12 protein-coding genes are annotated in these 19,171 nt (G+C 70.7%); 6 read left to right on the plus strand and 6 right to left on the minus strand.

Annotation, left to right across the window (positions count from 1 at the left end; all coding sequences use genetic code 11):
* Nucleotides 1-48 precede the first annotated feature (48 nt).
* A complete protein-coding gene (pulA, locus tag Q9R33_RS13145; RefSeq protein WP_311294052.1) occupies nucleotides 49-6,057 on the minus strand; it encodes a pullulanase-type alpha-1,6-glucosidase in 6,009 nt (2,002 codons plus the stop codon).
* 255 nt (nucleotides 6,058-6,312) lie between these two features.
* On the opposite strand from pulA, the gene Q9R33_RS13150 reads away from it, so the two are divergent.
* Nucleotides 6,313-6,543, plus strand: a complete 231-nt coding sequence (locus Q9R33_RS13150; RefSeq protein ID WP_056371923.1) for a DUF1232 domain-containing protein — start codon at nucleotides 6,313-6,315, stop codon at nucleotides 6,541-6,543.
* A 41-nt stretch (nucleotides 6,544-6,584) separates the two neighbouring features.
* Here the strand turns inward: Q9R33_RS13150 and Q9R33_RS13155 are convergent, their stop codons facing one another.
* The 4 genes from Q9R33_RS13155 to Q9R33_RS13170 all read right to left on the minus strand — a co-directional run bounded on the left by Q9R33_RS13155 (nucleotide 6,585) and on the right by Q9R33_RS13170 (nucleotide 10,897).
* A complete protein-coding gene (locus Q9R33_RS13155) occupies nucleotides 6,585-7,763 on the minus strand; it encodes a thiolase family protein (RefSeq protein ID WP_311294053.1) in 1,179 nt (392 codons plus the stop codon).
* 82 nt (nucleotides 7,764-7,845) lie between these two features.
* Entirely contained in the window at nucleotides 7,846-8,934 is a 1,089-nt protein-coding gene (locus tag Q9R33_RS13160; RefSeq protein WP_311294054.1) for a phosphotransferase family protein, read from the minus strand.
* Entirely contained in the window at nucleotides 8,931-10,139 is a 1,209-nt protein-coding gene (locus tag Q9R33_RS13165) for an acyl-CoA dehydrogenase family protein (protein WP_311294055.1), read from the minus strand. Before Q9R33_RS13165 ends, Q9R33_RS13160 begins: the two co-directional genes overlap by 4 nt.
* Nucleotides 10,136-10,897, minus strand: a complete 762-nt coding sequence (locus Q9R33_RS13170; RefSeq protein WP_056371932.1) for an SDR family oxidoreductase — start codon at nucleotides 10,895-10,897, stop codon at nucleotides 10,136-10,138. Before Q9R33_RS13170 ends, Q9R33_RS13165 begins: the two co-directional genes overlap by 4 nt.
* A gap of 199 nt (nucleotides 10,898-11,096) precedes the next feature.
* On the opposite strand from Q9R33_RS13170, the gene Q9R33_RS13175 reads away from it, so the two are divergent.
* Genes Q9R33_RS13175 through Q9R33_RS13190 form a run of 4 tightly spaced genes read left to right on the plus strand, consistent with a single transcriptional unit; the run spans nucleotide 11,097 to nucleotide 16,674 of the window.
* Nucleotides 11,097-12,242 (plus strand): acyl-CoA dehydrogenase family protein, encoded by a 1,146-nt coding sequence (locus Q9R33_RS13175; RefSeq protein ID WP_311294141.1) that lies wholly within the window; start codon nucleotides 11,097-11,099, stop codon nucleotides 12,240-12,242.
* An 11-nt stretch (nucleotides 12,243-12,253) separates the two neighbouring features.
* Nucleotides 12,254-13,456 carry an acetyl-CoA C-acetyltransferase gene (locus Q9R33_RS13180; protein ID WP_310249275.1) on the plus strand — a complete coding sequence of 401 codons (1,203 nt, stop codon included), beginning with the start codon at nucleotides 12,254-12,256 and terminating at the stop codon, nucleotides 13,454-13,456.
* 40 nt (nucleotides 13,457-13,496) lie between these two features.
* Nucleotides 13,497-15,686: a 3-hydroxyacyl-CoA dehydrogenase NAD-binding domain-containing protein gene (locus tag Q9R33_RS13185; RefSeq protein ID WP_311294056.1), complete on the plus strand. Its 2,190-nt coding sequence runs from the start codon at nucleotides 13,497-13,499 to the stop codon at nucleotides 15,684-15,686.
* Nucleotides 15,679-16,674, plus strand: coding sequence for a nitronate monooxygenase family protein (locus tag Q9R33_RS13190; RefSeq protein WP_311294057.1), 996 nt, complete (start codon nucleotides 15,679-15,681; stop codon nucleotides 16,672-16,674). Before Q9R33_RS13185 ends, Q9R33_RS13190 begins: the two co-directional genes overlap by 8 nt.
* A gap of 235 nt (nucleotides 16,675-16,909) precedes the next feature.
* Here the strand turns inward: Q9R33_RS13190 and Q9R33_RS13195 are convergent, their stop codons facing one another.
* On the minus strand, nucleotides 16,910-17,521 hold the full coding sequence (locus Q9R33_RS13195) for a TetR/AcrR family transcriptional regulator (RefSeq protein WP_045298384.1): 612 nt from the start codon (nucleotides 17,519-17,521) through the stop codon (nucleotides 16,910-16,912).
* 150 nt (nucleotides 17,522-17,671) lie between these two features.
* On the opposite strand from Q9R33_RS13195, the gene Q9R33_RS13200 reads away from it, so the two are divergent.
* The gene (locus Q9R33_RS13200; RefSeq protein WP_311294058.1) at nucleotides 17,672-19,162 is read left to right on the plus strand and encodes an aldehyde dehydrogenase family protein; all 1,491 of its coding nucleotides are present in this window, start codon (nucleotides 17,672-17,674) and stop codon (nucleotides 19,160-19,162) included.
* The last annotated feature ends 9 nt before the right edge of the window (nucleotides 19,163-19,171 follow it).

Here is a 19,171-nt window from a genome sequence, read left to right on the forward strand (position 1 = left end):
GAGCCGGCCTGACAGCTCTGCCGGGCGGAATGCGCCCGGCAGGACCCGTCAGTAGACGAGCACGGGGACGGGGATCGCCGCCCGCGAGTCCTCGTAGTCGCCGGCGCCGGTGAATGTCGTGCGGATGAGGTGCACCCCACGGCTCGAGAGCTTCACGTCGACCGCCACCTTGCCCTTCGCCGCCGCGGTGAGCTCGACGCTCGCCACGACCTTGCCGTTGTCGGTGATGGTCACCGTGCCGACCGGCGCGGACCCGTCGGCGGCGGTGACCCTGCCCGCGACGGTCATGCCGCCGCCCGCCTTGACCAGCAGCTTCGTCGGCGCGACGAGCGTCGTCGTGGCCACCGGCTCACGGTCGACCAGCACCACGGCGGACCGCGCGGGCACCGTCACGGTGCCGGTCGAGGCATCCCACGTGGTCGTCTTGACGACATCGTCCGAGCCGTTCGCGAGAGCCGGGGTCAGCGAGAACGAGCGACCGGCGAGCGACGAGATCGTCTGGGTCGTCGGCTCGACTCCCGCGTTGAACACCACCAGCGCACCCTCGAGTTCGGGATCGACGTCGTCGCCGACGAGGTCGTCGATGAGCATCGTGAGCACGCCGGGTGCAGCATCCGGTCCGCTGTTCGGGAACGTGACCTTCTCGCCGATCAGCTCGGCAGATCCGAGACGCAGCAGCCCCACCTCTTCACGAACGCGGAGCAGATCGAGAGCGGATGCCTCGGCCGTGGCGATGTCGGACGCCGCCGGCTTGTTCGCCGGGTTCGCGAGCAGGGGCTTCTTGATCGCCCACGACGTCTCGTTGTCGGCCGCCCGCGGCAGACCCGACCCGAAGGTCGACTCCTGGCCGGTCCAGTCGATCCGGTTGAACCAGTCGCCCGAGTTGTAGCTGTTGCGGTCGAGTGACTTGGAGCGCAGCAGCTCGGTGCCGGCGTGCCAGAACGACGGGGTCTGCGCGAACGCCGTGGTCGCGAGCGACAGCGTGTTCATGCGGACGCGATCGGCCATCGTCGTGTCGGCAGGGAGCTTCAGCACCGACAGGTCGTACAGCGTCTCGTTGTCGTGCGCGTCGACGTACGTGATGATCTCGTCGGGCTGGTCGGCGTACCCGGCCGGCGAGCCGCGGTAGTCGAGCTCGTCGCCCGCCTTCACGGCACCCGTGTGGTCGGTCAGCGTGGAGTCGCGGAGGTTGCCCGCGAGTCCCAGCTTCACGAGGTCGGTCTGGTGCGCGAGGTCCGCGAGGGCCTGCTCGGTCGTGCCGTTGATCGGCGCGCCGTTGGGGTCGGTGCCGAGGCCGGTGCCGAAGCCCTGCTGCTGGATCGTCTCGCCGGCCACGGGGCTGCCGCCGTGGACGGCGTCGCGCAGGCGGTCACTGAACGTTCCGATGCCGGTGCCGCCGAGCTGCCCCTGCGTGGCCTGCTCGAAGAGGGCGTTGTTCGCGACCTCGCCGAAGTTCCAGCCCTCGCCGTAGAGGTAGATCGCCGTGCCGTCCACGCCGTCGCCCTTGAGCGTGAGCTCGTCGAGCGCGGCGCGGATCGCGAGCATGTTCTCCTTCGAGTGGTGGCCCATGAGGTCGAAGCGGAAGCCGTCGACCTTGTACTCGCGCGCCCAGGTCACGACCGAGTCGACCATGAGCTTCTGAGCGACCTCATGCTCGGTGGCCACGTTCTGGCAGCACGTCGAGGTCTCGACACCTCCGGCGAGGTTGAGGCGCTGGTAGTAGCCGGGCACGACCTGGTCGAGCACCGACGTCGGCGCCTGTCCCGAGGCCGACGTGTGGTTGAACACCTGGTCGAGCACGACCTGCAGGCCCATGCCGTGCAGCGCGCCGACCATCTCACGGAACTCGCCCACGCGCGCCCCGCCCTCGGGATCGACCGCGTACGAGCCCTCGGGCGTCGTGTAGTGGAACGGGTCGTAGCCCCAGTTGAAGCCGTCGGCGTCGACGACCTGCTGGATGCAGGCCTGCTGCTCGGTGCTGTCGGCGGCGTACGACGCGAGGTCGCAGTCCGGCACGGCCTGCTTCGAGCGGTCCTCCTCGATCGTGGCGATGTCGAAGGTCGGGAGCAGATGCACCGTGTTGATGCCGGCGTCGGCGAGCTGGCGCAGCTGCTTCGTGCCCGCGCTGTTACGGGTGAAGGCACGATAGGTGCCGCGCTCGGCCTCGGGCACCGACTCGTCGGTGATCGAGAAGTCGCGCACGTGCAGTTCGTAGATCGCGCGGTCGACCGGGCGGTCGATCACGGGCGCCTTCGTCTTCTCCCAGCCCTTCGGGCGCCACTGCTTGTCGGCCAGGTCGACGGCGACGGAGCGCTCGGAGTTCGTGGTGAGCGCCACCGAGTAGGGGTCGGTGACCTGGTTGGTCTCGTTCGCCCCGGTGGTCGGCGCGTAGACGACGACCTCCCACAGGTACTCGTCGCCCTTCAGCGACTTCGCACCTGCGACGGTCCAGATCCCGGATGCCGCGTCCCACGCCGCCTCGTGACGCACGGGGTCGCCGTCGGCGCCGGCCTCCCACGTGAGCAGCGTCGCGCTCTGGGCGGTGGGCGCCCACAGACGGAACGTCGGCTTCTTGCCCTGGAACGTGACGCCCAGGTCGGCGTCGGCCACCCCGTCGGCGTACAGGTCGTCGAGCACGCCGGGGATCTGCACCCCGGTGAAGGCGCGGATCGTGCCGTCGGCGTCGCGCTGCGACACCATCAGCTGGCCGCGCACGAGGGCTGCGGCATCCGTCCCCTCCTCCACCCGCAGCGCGACGTAGTCAGCGAGTGCGGGGAACCGCTGCTGCTGCGCGTCCGTGAGGCCGCCGTCGAGGTGGGTGAGCCCGATCGCGTCACCGCCGACGACCTCGCCCTCGTCCAGCGCGAGGGTCGCTGCCGTCGACGCGTGCAGCTGCCACGCGGCCTCGGCGGGGTCGGCGCCGAGACCGGCGGGCCAGGCGAGGGTCTGCGCGTCGATCCAGTGAGCGCGCTCCTCGCCGAGTCCCGGCAGTCCGTCGCCGATCTGCAGCACGTGGGTGGCCAGTGTGTAGCGGAACAGGACGGGCACGCCGTCCTCGGCGGTGAACGAGTAGTTCGAGCCGCCCGGCGTGCCGCCGACGCCGTAGTTCTCGGCCCAGCTCATGCCGTGCGCGACCTTGCCCTCGTACGCACCGGCGGGCAGGTCGAGGGTGAGCTCGTACACGCCGTCCTTGTCACCGTCGGCCATGAGGCTCGCGAGGCACTCGGGCGCCCAGTCTCCCGCGCAGCCGCTCTCGCTCTGGTGATTGCCCGGGACGGTCACGATGGGTCCCTCGGCCGTCGACTGCACGATGTTCGTGCGCGGGTCGAAGTAGAACGAGATCTTGCCGCCGGGGTGCGAGATGGCGATGTTGCCGCCTCCCGGAACGCCGTTCGCGCCGTAGTTGACGTCCCACGTGCCGTTGATCGCGGCCTTGTACTCGTAGTCGCCTGCGGGCAGGTCGAACGTGCCGGCCCAGATGCCGTCGGCGCGGAGCGTGAGCTTCGCGGCCTCGCAGCCGGGGGTCCAGTCGCCGGCGCAGCCCATCTCGGAGTTGAGGCTTCCGGGCACGGTCACCATGTCGATCGGCGACTCGGGCTCCTCGTCCACGACGAGCGACACGGCGTTGCCGACCGACGCGTACGTCGATGCGGCGGCGTGACCGCCGGCGGCGTCGGTGGTCACCGCGCGGTACTCGACGAGCGTGCCGTCCGCGAGGCCGTCGACGGCGTGGAAGACGCGCGGGTCGGTGTCTTCGGCGGTGCCGAGCGCGTGCCACTCGTCCGAGCCGACGACGCGCCACGCGAAGCTCGTCTCCTGCCACGTCTCGTCGTCGACGTCGGCCGAGATCGGCGCGGAGCCGGTGACCGCCGCGCCCACAGCGGGCGCCGACAGGGTGATCGCGAGCGGCGACTCGGGTGCCGTGACGGGCGCGTTCGCCCGGTAGACCACGGCGGACAGCGCCGGGACGGTGACGGATGCTTCGGCCGAGGCATCCGTCGACACGCCCGCGTCGGTGCCGTACACCGGGGCGAACGAGGCGTTCGCCGTGAGCGTCGAGACGTTCACCGTCTTGGCGGCCGTCGTGTTGTTGAGCGCGACCAGGTACTCGACCTTCTCGTCGCGGTCGACGCGCGAGAAGGCGTAGACGCCGGCGCCGTTGTCGGCGTAGCGCTCGATCTGCGCGCCGGTGACCAGGGCCGGGTGAGCCTCACGCAGCGCGGCGAGGTCGGTGATGCGCTGGTAGACCGGAGACGTCGTGCTGTAGCGGTCGACCGATCCGGCAGTGGTGCCGTCGATCAGCTTCTGGTTCTGGTACTCGGCGACCTGCGTCGCGAAGAGCGTCTGGCGCGCGTCCTTGTCGCCGCCGGTGCCCGCGAAGCCCTGCTCATCGCCGTAGTACACGACGGGCTGACCGCGCCCGAGGAACATCAGGTCGTGCGCGAGCAGGTCGCGCTCGAGCGCGTTCGGCGTGGACTGCAGCATGTAGCCGACACGGCCCATGTCGTGGTTGCCGAGGAAGGTCGGCAGCGCCGTGGCCGACGTGTCGGTCGTCGTGTACCAGTCGTCGCCCGCGTACAGGGACTGCAGTCCCTTCGCGCTGTTGCCCGCGGCGTAGCTGACGGCCGAGGACTGGAACGTGAAGTCGAGCACCGAGTTCATGTCGGTGTCGCGGACGTACGGCGACAGCTTCACCGGGTCGGCGTCGTAGACCTCGCCGAACATGAAGAAGTCGTCCTTGCCGAGGGAGTGCGCGTAGTCGAGCACCTCGGTGGTCCAGGTCTCCCAGAACTCGAAGTTCACGTGCTTCGCCGTGTCGATGCGGAAGCCGTCGATGCCGAGGTCGATCCAGTCCTGGTAGACGTCGACGAAGCCGTTCACGACGGTCGGGTGCTCGGTCATCAGGTCGTCGAGGCCCGAGAAGTCGCCGTACGTGACCGACTCGCCCGACCAGGTCGAATCGCCGCGGTTGTGGTACAGCGTCGGGTCGTTGAGCCACGCCGGCACCTTGGCGGTCGCGTCGTTCACGACGGGCGTGTAGGGGAACGAGGTCGCGGCGTCCAGCTCGGGGAAGGTGTCGGTGCCCGCGTAGTCGGCCGGGTCGAAGGCCGCCCCCGACGCGTCCTTGTAGGGGGCCGTCGCCTGGTCGATGTACGAGTACTGGCCCTGCGTGTTCGAGATCAGGTCGGCTGTGTGGTTCGTGATGATGTCGAAGTAGACCTTGATGCCCTTGGCGTGCGCCTCGGCGATCAGGGCCTCGAGCTCGGCGTTCGTGCCGAGGTGCGGGTCGATCTGCGTGAAGTCCGTGATCCAGTACCCGTGGTAGCCGGCGCTCGCGTTCGCGCCCTCGCCTTGCACCGGGTTGTTCTTGAAGCTGGGGGTCAGCCAGATCGCGGTCGTGCCGAGGCCGTCGATGTAGTCGAGCTTCTCGCGCAGGCCCGCGATGTCGCCGCCGTTGTAGAAGCCCTTGTCGGTCGGGTCGAAGCCGGTGGTGAGACGGTCACCGCCGAGGCCGCCCTGGTCGTTCGCGGTGTCGCCGTTCGCGAAGCGGTCGGTCATCACGAAGTAGAACTGCTCCTGGCTTCCCGGCTGCCGCACCGGCGCGGCGACGAGCGCATCGTCGTCGGCCGTGTACCCGGCGCGCAGGCTCCTCGCTTCGACGCCGACACGATGGGTGTTGTCGTCGAACACGAACCGCAGTTCCGCCGGGCCGCCGACCGTCAGCGGGATGTTGCCACCGCCGCCGTTCAGCCCGTACGCCTCGTCCCACGCGTCGTTGACGGCGACCTTGTACTCGTAGGAGCCCGCCGGCACGGTGAAGTCCGCCGCGTAGACGCCCGCGGTGTCGGTGGCGGCGAGCTCGGTCGCCGCGCAGTCGGGCTTCCAGTCGTCGGCGCAGCCGAGTTCGGATTGCAGGCTGCCGACGAGCGCGAACGTGCGCTCGGCGGCGGCCGCGGGCGCGGGCGCGATGGCGACCACTCCCCCCGTCACGAAGAGCGCCGCCGCGGCAAGGCTGGCGGTGAGGATGCGGGCACGTCCTGAGGTCGACTTCGACACGGGAGCTCCTGGGGTGGGGCGGTGGGCACGCCGACGTGCCCGCGGTGCAGTTGTGCGGCCGACACTAACAGCGGCGTCGCGGGAATTGCAAGCGCTTACATCATGAGAAGGCTTTCATAGAGCGGATGCCGCGGGCTGGGGCATCCGTTCTCCTCCTGTTCACGCAATCGCTTGCAGCGGCGATCAGCGAATGCTCAGCATCACGAGTTGATCTCGCCGGGCCTCTATCGGTCGATCGCGGCGCACACTCGATGCATGTGGTGGAGCTTCCTCAAGGCACTCAAGGGCGGTGAGCACCGCGTCGCGCCGACGACGTGGATCGCCGCGACCGCTGCGGTCGTCTATGCGGTCTCGCCGATCGACCTGATCCCCGAGCTCGTCCTCGGGCCGCTCGGATTCACCGACGACCTCGGTGTCTGGAGCATCCTCGCCCTGCTCCTGGTGCGCGAGCACCATCGGTGGCAGTCCCGGCTGCAGGCGCCGTAGACCTCAGCCTCCGGTGCGGGCTCCGCCGGCGGGCGTGCACCCTACAGGCGCTCGATGATCGTCGCGTTGGCCATGCCGCCGCCCTCGCACATCGTCTGCAGGCCGTAGCGGCCGCCGGTCGCCTCGAGGTGCGCGACCAGCGTGCCGAGCAGGCGCGTGCCGGACGCGCCGACGGCGTGGCCGAGCGCGATCGCGCCGCCCCACGGGTTCAGCTTCTCGGGGTCGGCGGCGAGGTCGCGCTGCCACGCGAGCGGCACCGACGCGAACGCCTCGTTCACCTCGTACGCGTCGAGGTCGGCGATCGACAGGCCGCTGCGCTCGAGGATGCGCCGCGTTGCGGGGATCGGCCCGGTCAGCATCATCATCGGGTCGTCGCCGACCACGGCGAACGAGTGGAAGCGCGCGCGGGGCGTGAGGCCGAGTTCGGCGGCCTTCTCCTCACTCATGATGAGAGCAGCGGATGCCGCATCCGTGAGCGGCGACGAATTGCCCGCCGTGATGCGCCAATCGAGGTCGGGGAACCGGGCGGCGAGCTCATCGGTGCGGAAGGCCGGCTTGAGCCCGGCGAGCGATTCCACGGTCGTGCCGGACCGCACCGTCTCGTCGAAGGCGACGGCCTCGGGGCCGCCGCCCCAGACCGGCACGACCTGGGAGTCGAACGCGCCGCGGGTCCAGGCATCCGCCGCCCGTCGATGCGACTCGGCGGAGTACGCGTCGAGCTGCTCGCGGCTGAAGCCCCACTTCTGCGCGATGAGCTCGGCCGACACGCCCTGGTTCACGAGACCATCGGGGTAGCGGTGGGCGACGCCGTGCGACACGGTTCCGCCGTGGGCGCTGGACCCGAGCAGCACGCGGCTCATCGACTCGACGCCGGCGGCGATCACGATGTCATACGCGCCGGCGATCACGCCCTGCGCGGCGAAGTGCGCGGCCTGCTGGCTCGAGCCGCACTGGCGATCGATGGTGACGGCCGGCACGGTGTCGTCGAACCCGGCCGCGAGCACCGCGTGCCGCGCGATGTTGAGGGACTGATCGGCGACCTGGCTGACGCATCCCATCAGCACGTCGTCGATCTGCCGCGACTCGAGGCCGCTGCGCTCGAGCAGCGCCGTGAGCACGCCCGCGACGAGATCGACGGGGTGCACCGCGCTCAGCGCTCCCCCGGGCTTGCCGCGCCCGGACGGGGTGCGGACCACATCGACGATGACGGCGTGGGGCATGGGAGACCTCCTGCCTCGAGCCTATGCCGGGTTCCCGGCCTCGGCTCCGCCCGCGAAACTCGGAGATTCCGGCGTACTCGGATCAGGCGCCGAGGGCCGCGGCCCTGTCCTGGGCGGCCTCGAGCAGCCGCGGAACTCCGTCCTCGAGGGTCGGGCCGAACGTGTCTGCGGGGCGCTGGCCGTCGAGCCAGCGGGTGTACAGCGCCTCGCAGAACACCGCGGCCTTGAAGAAGGCGAGCGCTTCGTACCAGGGCAGCATCGACAGATCGAGCGGATGCCGCGCCGCATACCTCGCGACGAGCTCCGCGGTCTCGGGGAACCCGTCGAGCCGGGTGACGGGTGTCAGTTCGAGCGGCGTGGGTGAAGAGCCCGGGCGGGCGTAGGTCGCGGTGAAGTAGCCGAGGTCGGCGAGCGGGTCGCCGAGCGTGGCCATCTCCCAGTCCAGGATCGCGGCGACGCGCGCCGGCGCTCCGGGTGCGTACATGAGGTTGCCGATGCGGAAGTCGCCGTGCACGACGGCGGTGCGCCGGGTCTCGGGCATGCGCTCGGCCAGCCACGCGGCGAGCTCTGCCACCGCGGGGAACGAGCGCCGCGAGTTCACGTCCCACAGCGCCGCGAAACGGCCGACCTGGCGCGCGAGGTAGCCGTCGGGTCGTCCGAGCGCGGCGACCTCGCCGGCGTCGACGGGCACGGCGTGCAGGTCGGCGAGCGCGTCGACGGCGGCGAACCCGATTCCACGACGACCGTCGGCGTCGTCGAGTGGCGGGGGCACAGCATCCGTGATGACCTCCCCGTCCACGCGCTCCATCACGTAGAACGGCACGCCCAGCACGGCGGGGTCGTCGCACTCGGCGACGATCACCGGCACCGGCACGCCCGCCGCGGCGAGCACGCGCTGCACGCGCGCCTCGCGGGCCATGTCGTGGGTGGACGGCGGATGCGGCGGGCGCGGCCCGCGCCGCAGCACGAGGTCGCGCCCGCCGTAGGACACCGCGTAGGTGACGTTCGAATGGCCCTCGCCGATGCGCGCCCACGCGAGCGCTCCATCGCCGAAGCCGAGACCCCGCAGGTACTCCTCGACCGCGTCGACCACGAGCAGGGGCGGCCGCTCGAGCCCGGCCGCGTCCGTCGAGGTCGCCACCGCTTCGACGCCGTCGGGCACCGCGATCACGGGGTCACCTCATCGAGCCGGGCCGCGCCCGCCTCGACGTCACGGGAGCGAGCGGATGCTGCGCGTCTGGCGATCGCCCAGCGGTGGGTCTCGCTCGATCCGTCGTAGATCCGGAACGGACGCACCTCGTTCAGGTACTGGATGAGCGGGAGTGCATCGGTCACCCCGTCGCCGCCGCACAGCTGCACGGCACGGTCGATCACACGGAACACCGCCTCGGAGCAGTGCACCTTGGCGACCGACGACAGCGCCTCACCCGCGCGGGCGTCGGCGCGCAGCATCCGTGCCGTCTTGTCGATGATGGCATCGGAGGTCTCGAGGTCGATGACGCTGTCGGCGAGGAGCGCCTGGGCGACGCCGAGGTCGCGCAGACGCGAACCGAAGAGCTCGCGTGCGTTGGCCCTGTCGAGTGCGGTGTCGTGCGCGCGACGCGCGAGTCCGAGCCAGCGCATGCAGTGGGTGAGCCGTGCGGGGCCGAGTCGCACCTGCGCGTACCGGAACCCCTGACCCGGTTCGCCGAGCACGTCGTCGTCGGGGACGAGGCATCCGTCGAAGCTGACATACGGATGCCCGCCCGCGATCGCGCCCTCGATCGTGTGGATGTCGGGGCCGATCGTGACGCCCGGCGCGTCGAGCGGGAGCAGGAACATCGTCGCCCCCTCGTCCCAGCTTTCGACCGCCGGCGTGCGCGCCATCACGATCGCGAACGCGGCGCCGTTCGCCCCGCTGATGAAGCGCTTCTGCCCCGTGATCCGCCAGCCGCCGTCGACCCGCTCCGCCGTGGTCGAGAGCGCGCGAGGGTCTGAACCCGCGCCCGGGTGGGGCTCGGTCATCGCGAAGCTCGAGCGGATGTCGCCGCGCACCAGCGGCGCGAGGTAGCGCTCGCGCTGCACGGGCGTACCCGTCACGTGCAGCAGGTGCATGTTCCCCTCGTCTGGCGCCATGATGTTGAGCACCGCAGGGCCGATCGGCGAGTACCCGGCCTCCTGGAAGATCGGCGACCACTGATCGATCGGGATGCCGCCACCGCCGTACTCGACGGGGGCGTGAGGTGCGAACACCCCGGCCTCGCGGGCCGCGGCGCGCAGGCTGTCGCGGGTCGCATCGTCGAGCGGCGCGCCGGGCGCCGGCTCCGCCGGGAGGACGATCTCACGGATGAACGCCCGTGTTCGGCCGCGCAGGTCGTCGACCGCCGTCGGGCTCATGCGGTGCCCCCCGCGCCGAGCAGGCCGCCGTCGAGGGTGAGCACCTGGCCGGTGATCCACGAGGCGTCGTCGCCCACGAGGAACGCCACGGCGCCGGCGACATCCTCGGGAACACCGAGCCGGCCGAGCGGGTAGCCGGACGCGACCTCCTCCTCCCGCCCCTCGTACAGCGCGCGGGCGAACCGGGTCTTGACCACCGCCGGGGCCACCGCGTTCACCCGCACCCGCGGGGCGAGTTCGACCGACAGGGTCGTGGTGAGGTGCGCGACCGCGGCCTTCGTGACGCCGTACCAGCCGATGCCCGGCGACGGCATGGCACCGGTCACCGACGAGAGGTTCACCACGCTGCCGCCGTGCGCGCCCTCGCCGAGGCCGCGGCGCAACGCCTCCTGGGTCCACGCGAGCGTCGAGACGACGTTGACCTCGAGGATCTTGCGCGCGGCACCGAGGTCGAGCTCGGCGAGCCGGCCGTAGACCGGATTGATGCCCGCGTTGTTCACGAGGATGTCGATGCCGCCGAACTCCCGGACGACGCGGTCGAGCGCCTCGGCCCGGTGATCGGGGTCGTCGGCGCCGCCCGCGACGCCGATCGCGGAGCCGTCCGGCAGCGACGCGACCGCCTCTTCGAGCTCCTCGGGGTGGCGGGCTGTGAGGCACACGCGCGCCCCCTCGGCGGCCAGACGCGAGGCGATCGCGAGGCCGATGCCGCGGCTCGCCCCCGTCACGATCGCGGTGCGTCCGTAGAGCGCTGTGGTCATCGTCGTCCTCGCTTTCCAGCGGCGTCGTCGCCGATGCGGCTACGGCGCCTGCGTTTAATCGTGCGTAAGAAATCCCACCGGCACAACCCTGTGATCCGGCGGGAAGCACCGGGTTGCAGCATCCAGTTTCTAATGCATAATAAAAACATGCTTCGCGGCGATGACGCCGCATCCGCGACACGGAGGTTCGGCGATGACGCTGAAGAGAGACATCTACGACGAGGACCACGAGCAGTTCCGAGAGGTGGTGCGAGCGTTCGTCGAGCAGTACGCCAGGCCGAACGCCGACCGTTGGAGCGCCGAGGGCAAGGTCGACCGATGGCTGTTCACGAAGGCGGCGGAGGCCGGCATCCTCGGCTTCGCGATCCCGGAGGAGTACGGCGGCGGTGGGGCCGACGACTTCCGGTTCCACGCGATCATGGGCGAGGAGCTCGCCCACAACCCCGTGTCGGACGGCATGGCGGGCATCGCGCTGTCGAACGACATCGTGATCCCGTACTTCACCGATCTCACGAACGACGAGCAGAAGCAGCGGTGGCTCCCCGGCATCGCTGCGGGCGAGCTCATCGTCGCGGTGGCGATGACCGAGCCGGGCACGGGCAGCGACCTGGCGGGCATCCGCACCTCCGCCGTGCGTGACGGCGACGACTACATCGTCAACGGCACGAAGATCTTCATCTCGAACGGACAGAACGCCGACCTCGTCGTGACCGCCGTGCGCACGAGCGACGACCCGCACCGCGGGCTCAGCCTGCTGGTGATCGAGACCGACACCCCCGGCTTCTCGCGCGGGCGCAACCTCGAGAAGGTGGGGCTGCACGCGCAGGACACCAGCGAGCTCGTCTTCGAAGACGTGCGGGTGCCGGCCGCGAACCTGCTCGGACCCGAGGGCGCCGGTTTCATCGGGCTGATGCGCAATCTTCCCCAGGAGCGCCTGTCGATCGCGGCCGCGGCGGTCGCCGCCAGCGAGGGCGTGCTCGAGCGCACGCTCACCTACGTCACGGACCGCAAGGCCTTCGGCAAGCCGATCGGGTCTTTCCAGAACACCCGGTTCGAGCTGGCCGACATGGTGACGGCGACCGATGTCAGCCGCGCGTACATCGACCGGTGCATCCGCCTGCACTCGGCCGGCGAGCTGTCGGCCGAGGACGCCGCGGCTGCGAAGTTCTGGACCACGGAGCAGCTCGTGCAGGTGGTGAACCGCTGCCTGCAGCTGCACGGCGGCTACGGCTACATGCGCGAGTACCGCATCGCGCGCGACTACGAGGACGCGCGCATCACGACCATCTACGGCGGCACGACCGAGATCATGAAAGAGATCGTCGGCCGGGGCCTCGGACTGTGAGGAGAGACCACATGGCTGACGCCTACATCTACGACGCCGTGCGCACGCCCCGCGGCAAGAACCGCGGGGGCGCGCTGCACGGCACCAAGCCCGTCGACCTCGTCGTGGGGCTCATCCACGCCGTCCTCGAGCGCAACCCGGGGGTCGACCCCGCGCTCATCGACGACATCGTGCTCGGCGTGGTGTCGCCGATCGGCGAGCAGGGCGGCGACATCGCGCGCACCGCGGCGCTCGTCGCAGGCCTGCCCGAGACGGTGGCCGGCGTGCAGCTCAACCGCTTCTGCGCGTCGGGGCTCGAGGCCGTCAACGTGGCGGCGCAGAAGGTCGCCTCCGGCTTCGAGGACCTCGTGCTCGCCGGCGGCGTCGAGTCGATGTCGCGCGTGCCGATCGGCTCGGACGGCGGCGCCTACGCGCAGGACCCGACCACCAACTACGACCTGTACTTCGTGCCGCAGGGCATCGGCGCCGACCTCATCGCCACCCTCGAGGGCTTCTCGCGCGACGACGTCGACGCGTACGCCGCCGAGTCGCAGCGCCGTGCCGACACCGCGTGGCGCGAGGGGCGGTTCGAGGGATCCGTCGTGCCGGTGCGCGACCAGAACGGCGTGACGCTGCTCGACACCGACGAGCACCGCCGCCCCGACACCTCGGGCCTCGGAAACCTCCCCGCGGCCTTCGCGGCGCTGGGCGAGAACGCGGGCTTCGACGCCGTGGCGACGCAGAAGTACCACGCCGTCGAGCGCATCGATCACGTCCACACCGCGGGCAACTCGTCGGGCATCGTCGACGGCGCCGCACTCATGCTGATCGGCAGCAAGGAGGCCGGCGAGCGGCTCGGGCTCACTCCCCGCGCCCGCATCGTGTCGACCGCCGTCACGGGCTCCGAGCCGACGATCATGCTCACCGGCCCGACCCCCGCGACGCTCAAGGCGCTCGAGCGGGCGGGGCTCGCAGCATCCGATATCGATCTCTTCGAGCTCAACGAGGCGTTCGCCGCCGTCGTCATGAAGTGGATGAAGGATCTCGACATCCCGCACGACAAGGTCAATGTCAACGGCGGCGCGATCGCGCTCGGCCACCCCCTGGGCGCCACCGGCGCCATGATCCTCGGCACGCTGCTCGACGAGCTCGAGCGCCGCGACCAGAAGCGCGGCCTCGCGACGCTGTGCGTCGGCGCCGGCATGGGCATCGCCACCGTCATCGAGCGGGTCTGAGCCGCATCCGCCTGGACCGATTCACGGAAAGAGAACACCTATGAGCACCACGATCGACGACACGACCGTGTACCAGGGATACGCGTGGGAGCAGGATGCCGATGGCGACGTCGTCATCACCCTCGACGACCCCGACAGCAGCGTCAACACCATGAACCCGCACTTCGCCACGGCGCTGAAGGCGACAGCCGACCGGCTCGAAGCGGAGCGCGACGACATCCGCGGTGTCATCCTGGTGTCGGCGAAGAAGAGCTGGTTCGCCGGCGGCGACTTGAACCTGCTGCGCGCCGCGGACCCTTCGCGGGCCGCTGAGGAGACGGCCCACATCGACGCCGTCAAGGCCGACCTGCGCCGGCTCGAGGTGCTCGGAAACCCCGTCGTCGCGGCGATGAACGGCACGGCGCTCGGCGGCGGCCTCGAGGTCGCCCTCGCGGCGCACCATCGCATCGCCGCCGACGTGCGCGGCGCGCAGTTCGGAGTGCCCGAGGTGTCGCTCGGCCTCCTGCCCGGCGGCGGCGGCATCACGCGCCTCGTGCGCATGCTCGGGCTGCAGAAGGCGCTGACCGACGTCATCCTGCCGGCGACGAAGTTCTCGCCGTCGGACGCCCTCGCGGTGGGCATCGTCGACGAGCTCGTGCCGTCGGCGGACGAGCTCGTGCCGGCCGCCAAGGCGTGGATCGCCGCGAACCCGGCGCCCGTGAAGCCGTGGGATGCGAAGGGCTTCCGCATCCCGGGCGGCGCGCCGAACTCGCCGTCGCTCGCGGGTGCACTGCCGGCGTTCCCGGCCTCGCTGCGCAAGCAGCTGAAGGGCGCGCCGCTTCCCGCACCCCGCGCCGCGATGGCCGCGGCGGTCGAGGGCGCCTACGTCGATTTCGAGACGGCGTCGAAGGTCGAGACCCGCTACCTCGTCGAACTCACCCACGGTCAGGTCGCGAAGAACATGATCAAGGCGTTCTTCTTCGATCTCGGGCACATCAACGCCGGGGGTTCGCGCCCGGGCGGCTTCCCGAAGTACCGGGCGAGGAAGGTCGGCGTGATCGGCGCGGGCATGATGGGCGCTGCGATCGCGTATGTGTCGGCGAAGGCGGGCATCGAAGTGGTGCTGAAGGACGTCACCCTCGAGGCGGCCGAGAAGGGCAAGGACTACTCGCGGGCGTTGGAGGACAAGGCGCTCGCGCGGGGGCGCACGACGGCCTCGACCTCCGAGGCGCTGCTGGCGCGCATCACGCCGACTGCCGACCCCGCCGACTTCGCCGGCGTGGACTTCGTGATCGAGGCCGTGTTCGAATCGGTGCCCGTCAAGCAGGGCGTGTTCCAGGAGATCCAGCACCTCGTCGAGCCCGACGCGGTGCTCGGCTCGAACACCTCGACGCTGCCGATCACGCTGCTCGCCGAGGGCGTGGAGCGCACCGACGACGTCATCGGCATCCACTTCTTCTCCCCTGTCGACAAGATGCCGCTCGTCGAGATCGTCCGCGGCCAGCGCACCAGCGACGAGGTGCTCGCGAAGACGTTCGACTACGTCCAGCAGATCCGCAAGACGCCGATCGTCGTCAACGACGCCCGCGGCTTCTTCACCTCTCGCGTCATCGGGCGGTTCATCGCCGAGGCGGTCGCCGCGGTCGGCGAGGGCGTCGAGCCCGCGTCGGTCGAGCAGGCGGCACTGCAGGCCGGGTACCCGGCGGGCGCGCTGCAGCTCCTCGACGAGCTGACCATCTCGCTCTCACGCAAGATCCGCCTCGAGACGCGCGCCGCCGAAGAGGCCTCCGGAGCGGTGTGGGTGGAGCATCCGTCGGAGGCGGTGATGGACTGGATGGTCCTCGACGCCGAGCGCCCCGGGCGGCGCGCCGGCGGCGGCTTCTACGAGTACGACCAGTCGGGCCGGCGCGTCGGCATCTGGCCGGGCCTGCGCGAGAAGTACCGCTCGGGGCGCACGGTGCTCCCCTTCGAGGACCTGCAGGAACGGATGCTGTTCGCCGAGGCCCTCGACACCGTCGCGTGCATCGACGCCGGCGTGCTCACCTCGGTGCCGGACGCCAACATCGGGTCGATCTACGGCATCGGCTTCCCGGCGTGGACCGGCGGGGTGCTCCAGTACATCAACCAGTACGAGGGCGGGCTGGACGGCTTCATCGCCCGGTCTCGCGAGCTCGCCGAGCGCTACGGCGACCGGTTCCTTCCGCCGGCCTCGCTGATCGCCAAGGCCGAGGCGGGTGAGACCTATGAGTGACACGACGCTCGCCGAGCCGCGACTGAAGACCCGCTTCACCGAGGCGCTCGGCATCGAGCACCCCGTGGTGCAGGGCGGCATGATGTGGGTCGGCCGGGCCGAGCTCGCCGCAGCCGTCTCGGAGGCCGGCGGCCTCGGCATGATCACCGCCCTGACCCAGCCGACACCGGCCGATCTCGTGAACGAGATCGAGCGCGCGCGGACGCTGACCGACAAGCCGTTCGGCGTGAACCTCACGATCCTGCCGTCGATCAGCCCACCGCCGTACGACGAGTACCGCCGCGCCATCATCGACGCGGGCGTGACGATCGTCGAGACGGCCGGTGCCAACCCCGAGCCGCACATGGAGATGTTCCGCGAGCATGGCGTGCGGGTCATCCACAAGTGCACGTCGGTGCGGCACGCCGTCAAGGCGGAGAAGGTCGGCGTCACGGCGGTGTCGATCGACGGGTTCGAGTGCGCCGGGCACCCGGGCGAGGACGACGTGCCGGGGCTCGTCCTGATCCCGGCCGCGGCCGATGCCCTCAGCATCCCGTTCATCGCCTCCGGAGGGTTCGCCGACGGCCGCGGTCTCGCGGCGGCCCTCGTGCTCGGTGCGGACGGCGTGAACATGGGCTCGCGGTTCATGTGCACCGAGGAGTCGCCCGTGTCACAGGCGGTGAAGGAGCGCATCGTCCAGGCGAGCGAGCTCGACACGAACCTCATCTTCCGGTCGCTGCGCAACACCGCGCGCGTCGCGAAGAACGCCGTGTCGGACGAAGTGGTGCGCATCCTCGCCGAGGGCGGGCAGTTCCCCGACGTGCGCGACCTCGTCGCCGGCGCCCGCGGACGCAAGGTCTTCGAGAACGGTGACCTCGACGCCGGCATCTGGACCGTGGGCCAGGTGCAGGGCCTGATCCACGACATCCCGCCCGCCGGCGAGGTCGTCCGCCGCACGGTGTCGCAGGCGCACGCGGTGCTGTCGCAGCGCCTGTCGCTGTTCGCCTGACGGCGGAATCCCCCCGCGGGACGGATGCCTCGTCCCGAGGCATCCGTCCCCTTCGCTGTCCCGAGCCCCGCTCCGCAGTCACAAAGTGCGGCCCACACGGCGTCGCGACCCTCACAAAGCGACTGCGGAACAGAGGACGGAACTGTTCCGCAGTCACCTTGTGCGGGCCGGACGCCGCGCGACCCTCACAAAGTGACTGCGGAACAGCGGAGGCTGCGGGGTCGACGGGGCGGGGTCAGGCGCCGGCGCCGTGACGGACGAGGTCCTGCGTCTGGCGGACGAGGTCGTCGAGGCTGCGGGTGCGGGGGTTCCACCACTCCACGGCCCAGTTCATGGACCCCAGGAGCAGCAGGCGGAAGATGTTGATGTCGAGGTCGGGCCGGAGCTGGCCGGCATCCTGGGCGGCGTGGAAGAGGTCGCGCCAGATGCGGCTGTAGGACGCCTCTTCGGCGGCGGGGCGCACGCGCAGGTGCTCGGGCACCTGCCCCGCGTTGCGGACGGACGCCGTCGTGTAGTCCGAGATCTGCAGCTCGTAGCGCAGGTGCGCGTCGACCGCCGCGAGGATGCGGTCGAGGGGCGTGGCGTCGTCGGGCAACGCCGCGATCACCTCTTCGACGTGCACGCGCACGCGGTGTGCGCCCGCCCACATCACCTCTTCGACGAGGTCGTCGCGCGAGCCGAAGTAGTAGTAGATCGCGGGGGCCTGCACCCCTGCGACGTCGGCGACGTCGGTGAGCCGCGTGCCGGCATAGCCCTTGCGGCTGAGCACCTGGGCGGCGGCGTCCAGGATGCGCTGACGCGTGCGCTGCGATTTCGCCGTCGCTCCGTCCTCGCTGCTCTGCGACACCCGGGCCCCTCTCGTTCCCCACATTCTAACCAGGATTCGAAAATCTTCGTGCGGACCCTTGCGGCGCGAACACGGCGGCGATACTGTGAATCGCCATTCACTTCCCGCCCTCAACGACGAGTCTCGGCGACGAGATGGAAACGACCCGACATGACCCTCCTGCACGACGACAGCACGTCCGTCCTCACCACCACCGACCCCCGCGCCGGCACCCCGATCGCCTCGTACCCCGTGGCGTCGGCCGACGACGTGCGGCGCACCGTCGATCGCGCCCGCGAAGCAGGGACGTGGTGGGCGGGTCTCTCGTACTCCGAGCGCCGGCGCGTGCTGATCGCGTTCAAGGCCGCCATCGCGCGCGACGCGAAGGCGCTGGCCGCGACGATCGCGCGCGAGACCGGCAAGCCCGACGGCGATGCCCTCCTCGAGGTGATGCTCACGCTCGGTCACCTCGACTGGGCGGCGAAGAACGCGGAGCCGGTGCTCAAGCGGCGCAAGGTCAAGGCGGGGCTCGTGAACTACAACCAGCACGCGACGCTCGGGTACGTGCCCTACGGCGTCGTCGGCGTCATCGGCCCGTGGAACTACCCGTTCTACACGCCGATGGGCTCGATCTCGTACGCGCTCGCGGCCGGCAACGCCGTCGTCTTCAAGCCGAGCGAGCTGACACCCGGCACCGCCGTGTGGGTCGCCGACAGGTGGCGCGAGGTATGCGACCGGCCGGTGCTCCAGGTCGTGACCGGTGGCCGGGCGACCGGGGCGGATCTGGTGCGTGCGGGCGTCGACAAGGTCGCGTTCACCGGCTCGACCGCCAGCGCGAAGAAGGTCATGGCCGCGTGCTCCGAGACCCTCACCCCGCTGGTCGCCGAGTGCGGCGGCAAGGACGCGCTGATCGTCGCGACGGATGCCGACCTCGACGCCGCGGCCGACTTCATCGCGTTCGGCGCTCTCGGCAACGCGGGTCAGACGTGCGTGGGCGTCGAACGCGTCTACGTCGAGCAGCGCGTGCGCGATGCCCTCGTCGACAAGGTCGTCGAGCGTGCGAAGCGCATCGTCGTGACCGGCGACGCGCCGACGTACGGGCCGATGACCCTCGCCACTCAGGCGGATGTCGTCTCCGCCCACGTCCAAGACGCGCTCGCCCGCGGTGGCCGGGCGGTCTTCGGTGGCCCCGAGTCGGTCGCCGACCGGACGGTGTCGCCGATCGTGCCCGTCGACGTCCCCGAGGACTCCGACGCCGTGCAGCGCGAGACCTTCGGACCGACCGTGGTCATCAACACCGTCGCCGACCTCGACGAAGCCGTCGCCCGCGCCAACGCGACCGAGTACGGACTCGGAGCCGCCGTCTTCACGAAGGACGCGAAGAAGGGCGAGCGCATCGCCGCGCAGCTGCGCGCCGGCGTCGTCACGATCAACTCCGTGCTCGGCTTCGCGGCCATCGGCGCACTCCCGTTCGGCGGCGTCAAGGGGTCGGGCTTCGGCCGCATCCACGGCGCCGACGGCCTGCGCGAGTTCAGCGTGCCGAAGTCGATCGCGCGCCAGACCCGCAAGGCGGCGCTCAACCTGCTGACGCTCGAGCGCTCACCGAAGGACATGCACATGGTCGAGCGCATGATCCCGATGCTCCACGGCAAGGCGCGCTGACCCGGCCCC

The sequence above is a fragment of the Microbacterium sp. PRC9 genome, assembly GCF_031844125.1.
Taxonomy (GTDB): domain Bacteria; phylum Actinomycetota; class Actinomycetes; order Actinomycetales; family Microbacteriaceae; genus Microbacterium.

Bases quoted from the DNA above. Each gene is read 5' to 3' on its own strand.
- Q9R33_RS13150 (WP_056371923.1), top strand. From the start codon at position 6,313: ATGTGGTGGAGCTTCCTCAAGGCACTCAAGGGCGGTGAGCACCGCGTC.
- Q9R33_RS13155 (WP_311294053.1), bottom strand. From the start codon at position 7,763: ATGCCCCACGCCGTCATCGTCGATGTGGTCCGCACCCCGTCCGGGCGC.
- Q9R33_RS13165 (WP_311294055.1), bottom strand. From the start codon at position 10,139: ATGAGCCCGACGGCGGTCGACGACCTGCGCGGCCGAACACGGGCGTTC.
- Q9R33_RS13170 (WP_056371932.1), bottom strand. From the start codon at position 10,897: ATGACCACAGCGCTCTACGGACGCACCGCGATCGTGACGGGGGCGAGC.
- Q9R33_RS13180 (WP_310249275.1), top strand. From the start codon at position 12,254: ATGGCTGACGCCTACATCTACGACGCCGTGCGCACGCCCCGCGGCAAG.
- Q9R33_RS13185 (WP_311294056.1), top strand. From the start codon at position 13,497: ATGAGCACCACGATCGACGACACGACCGTGTACCAGGGATACGCGTGG.
- Q9R33_RS13190 (WP_311294057.1), top strand. From the start codon at position 15,679: ATGAGTGACACGACGCTCGCCGAGCCGCGACTGAAGACCCGCTTCACC.
- Q9R33_RS13200 (WP_311294058.1), top strand. From the start codon at position 17,672: ATGACCCTCCTGCACGACGACAGCACGTCCGTCCTCACCACCACCGAC.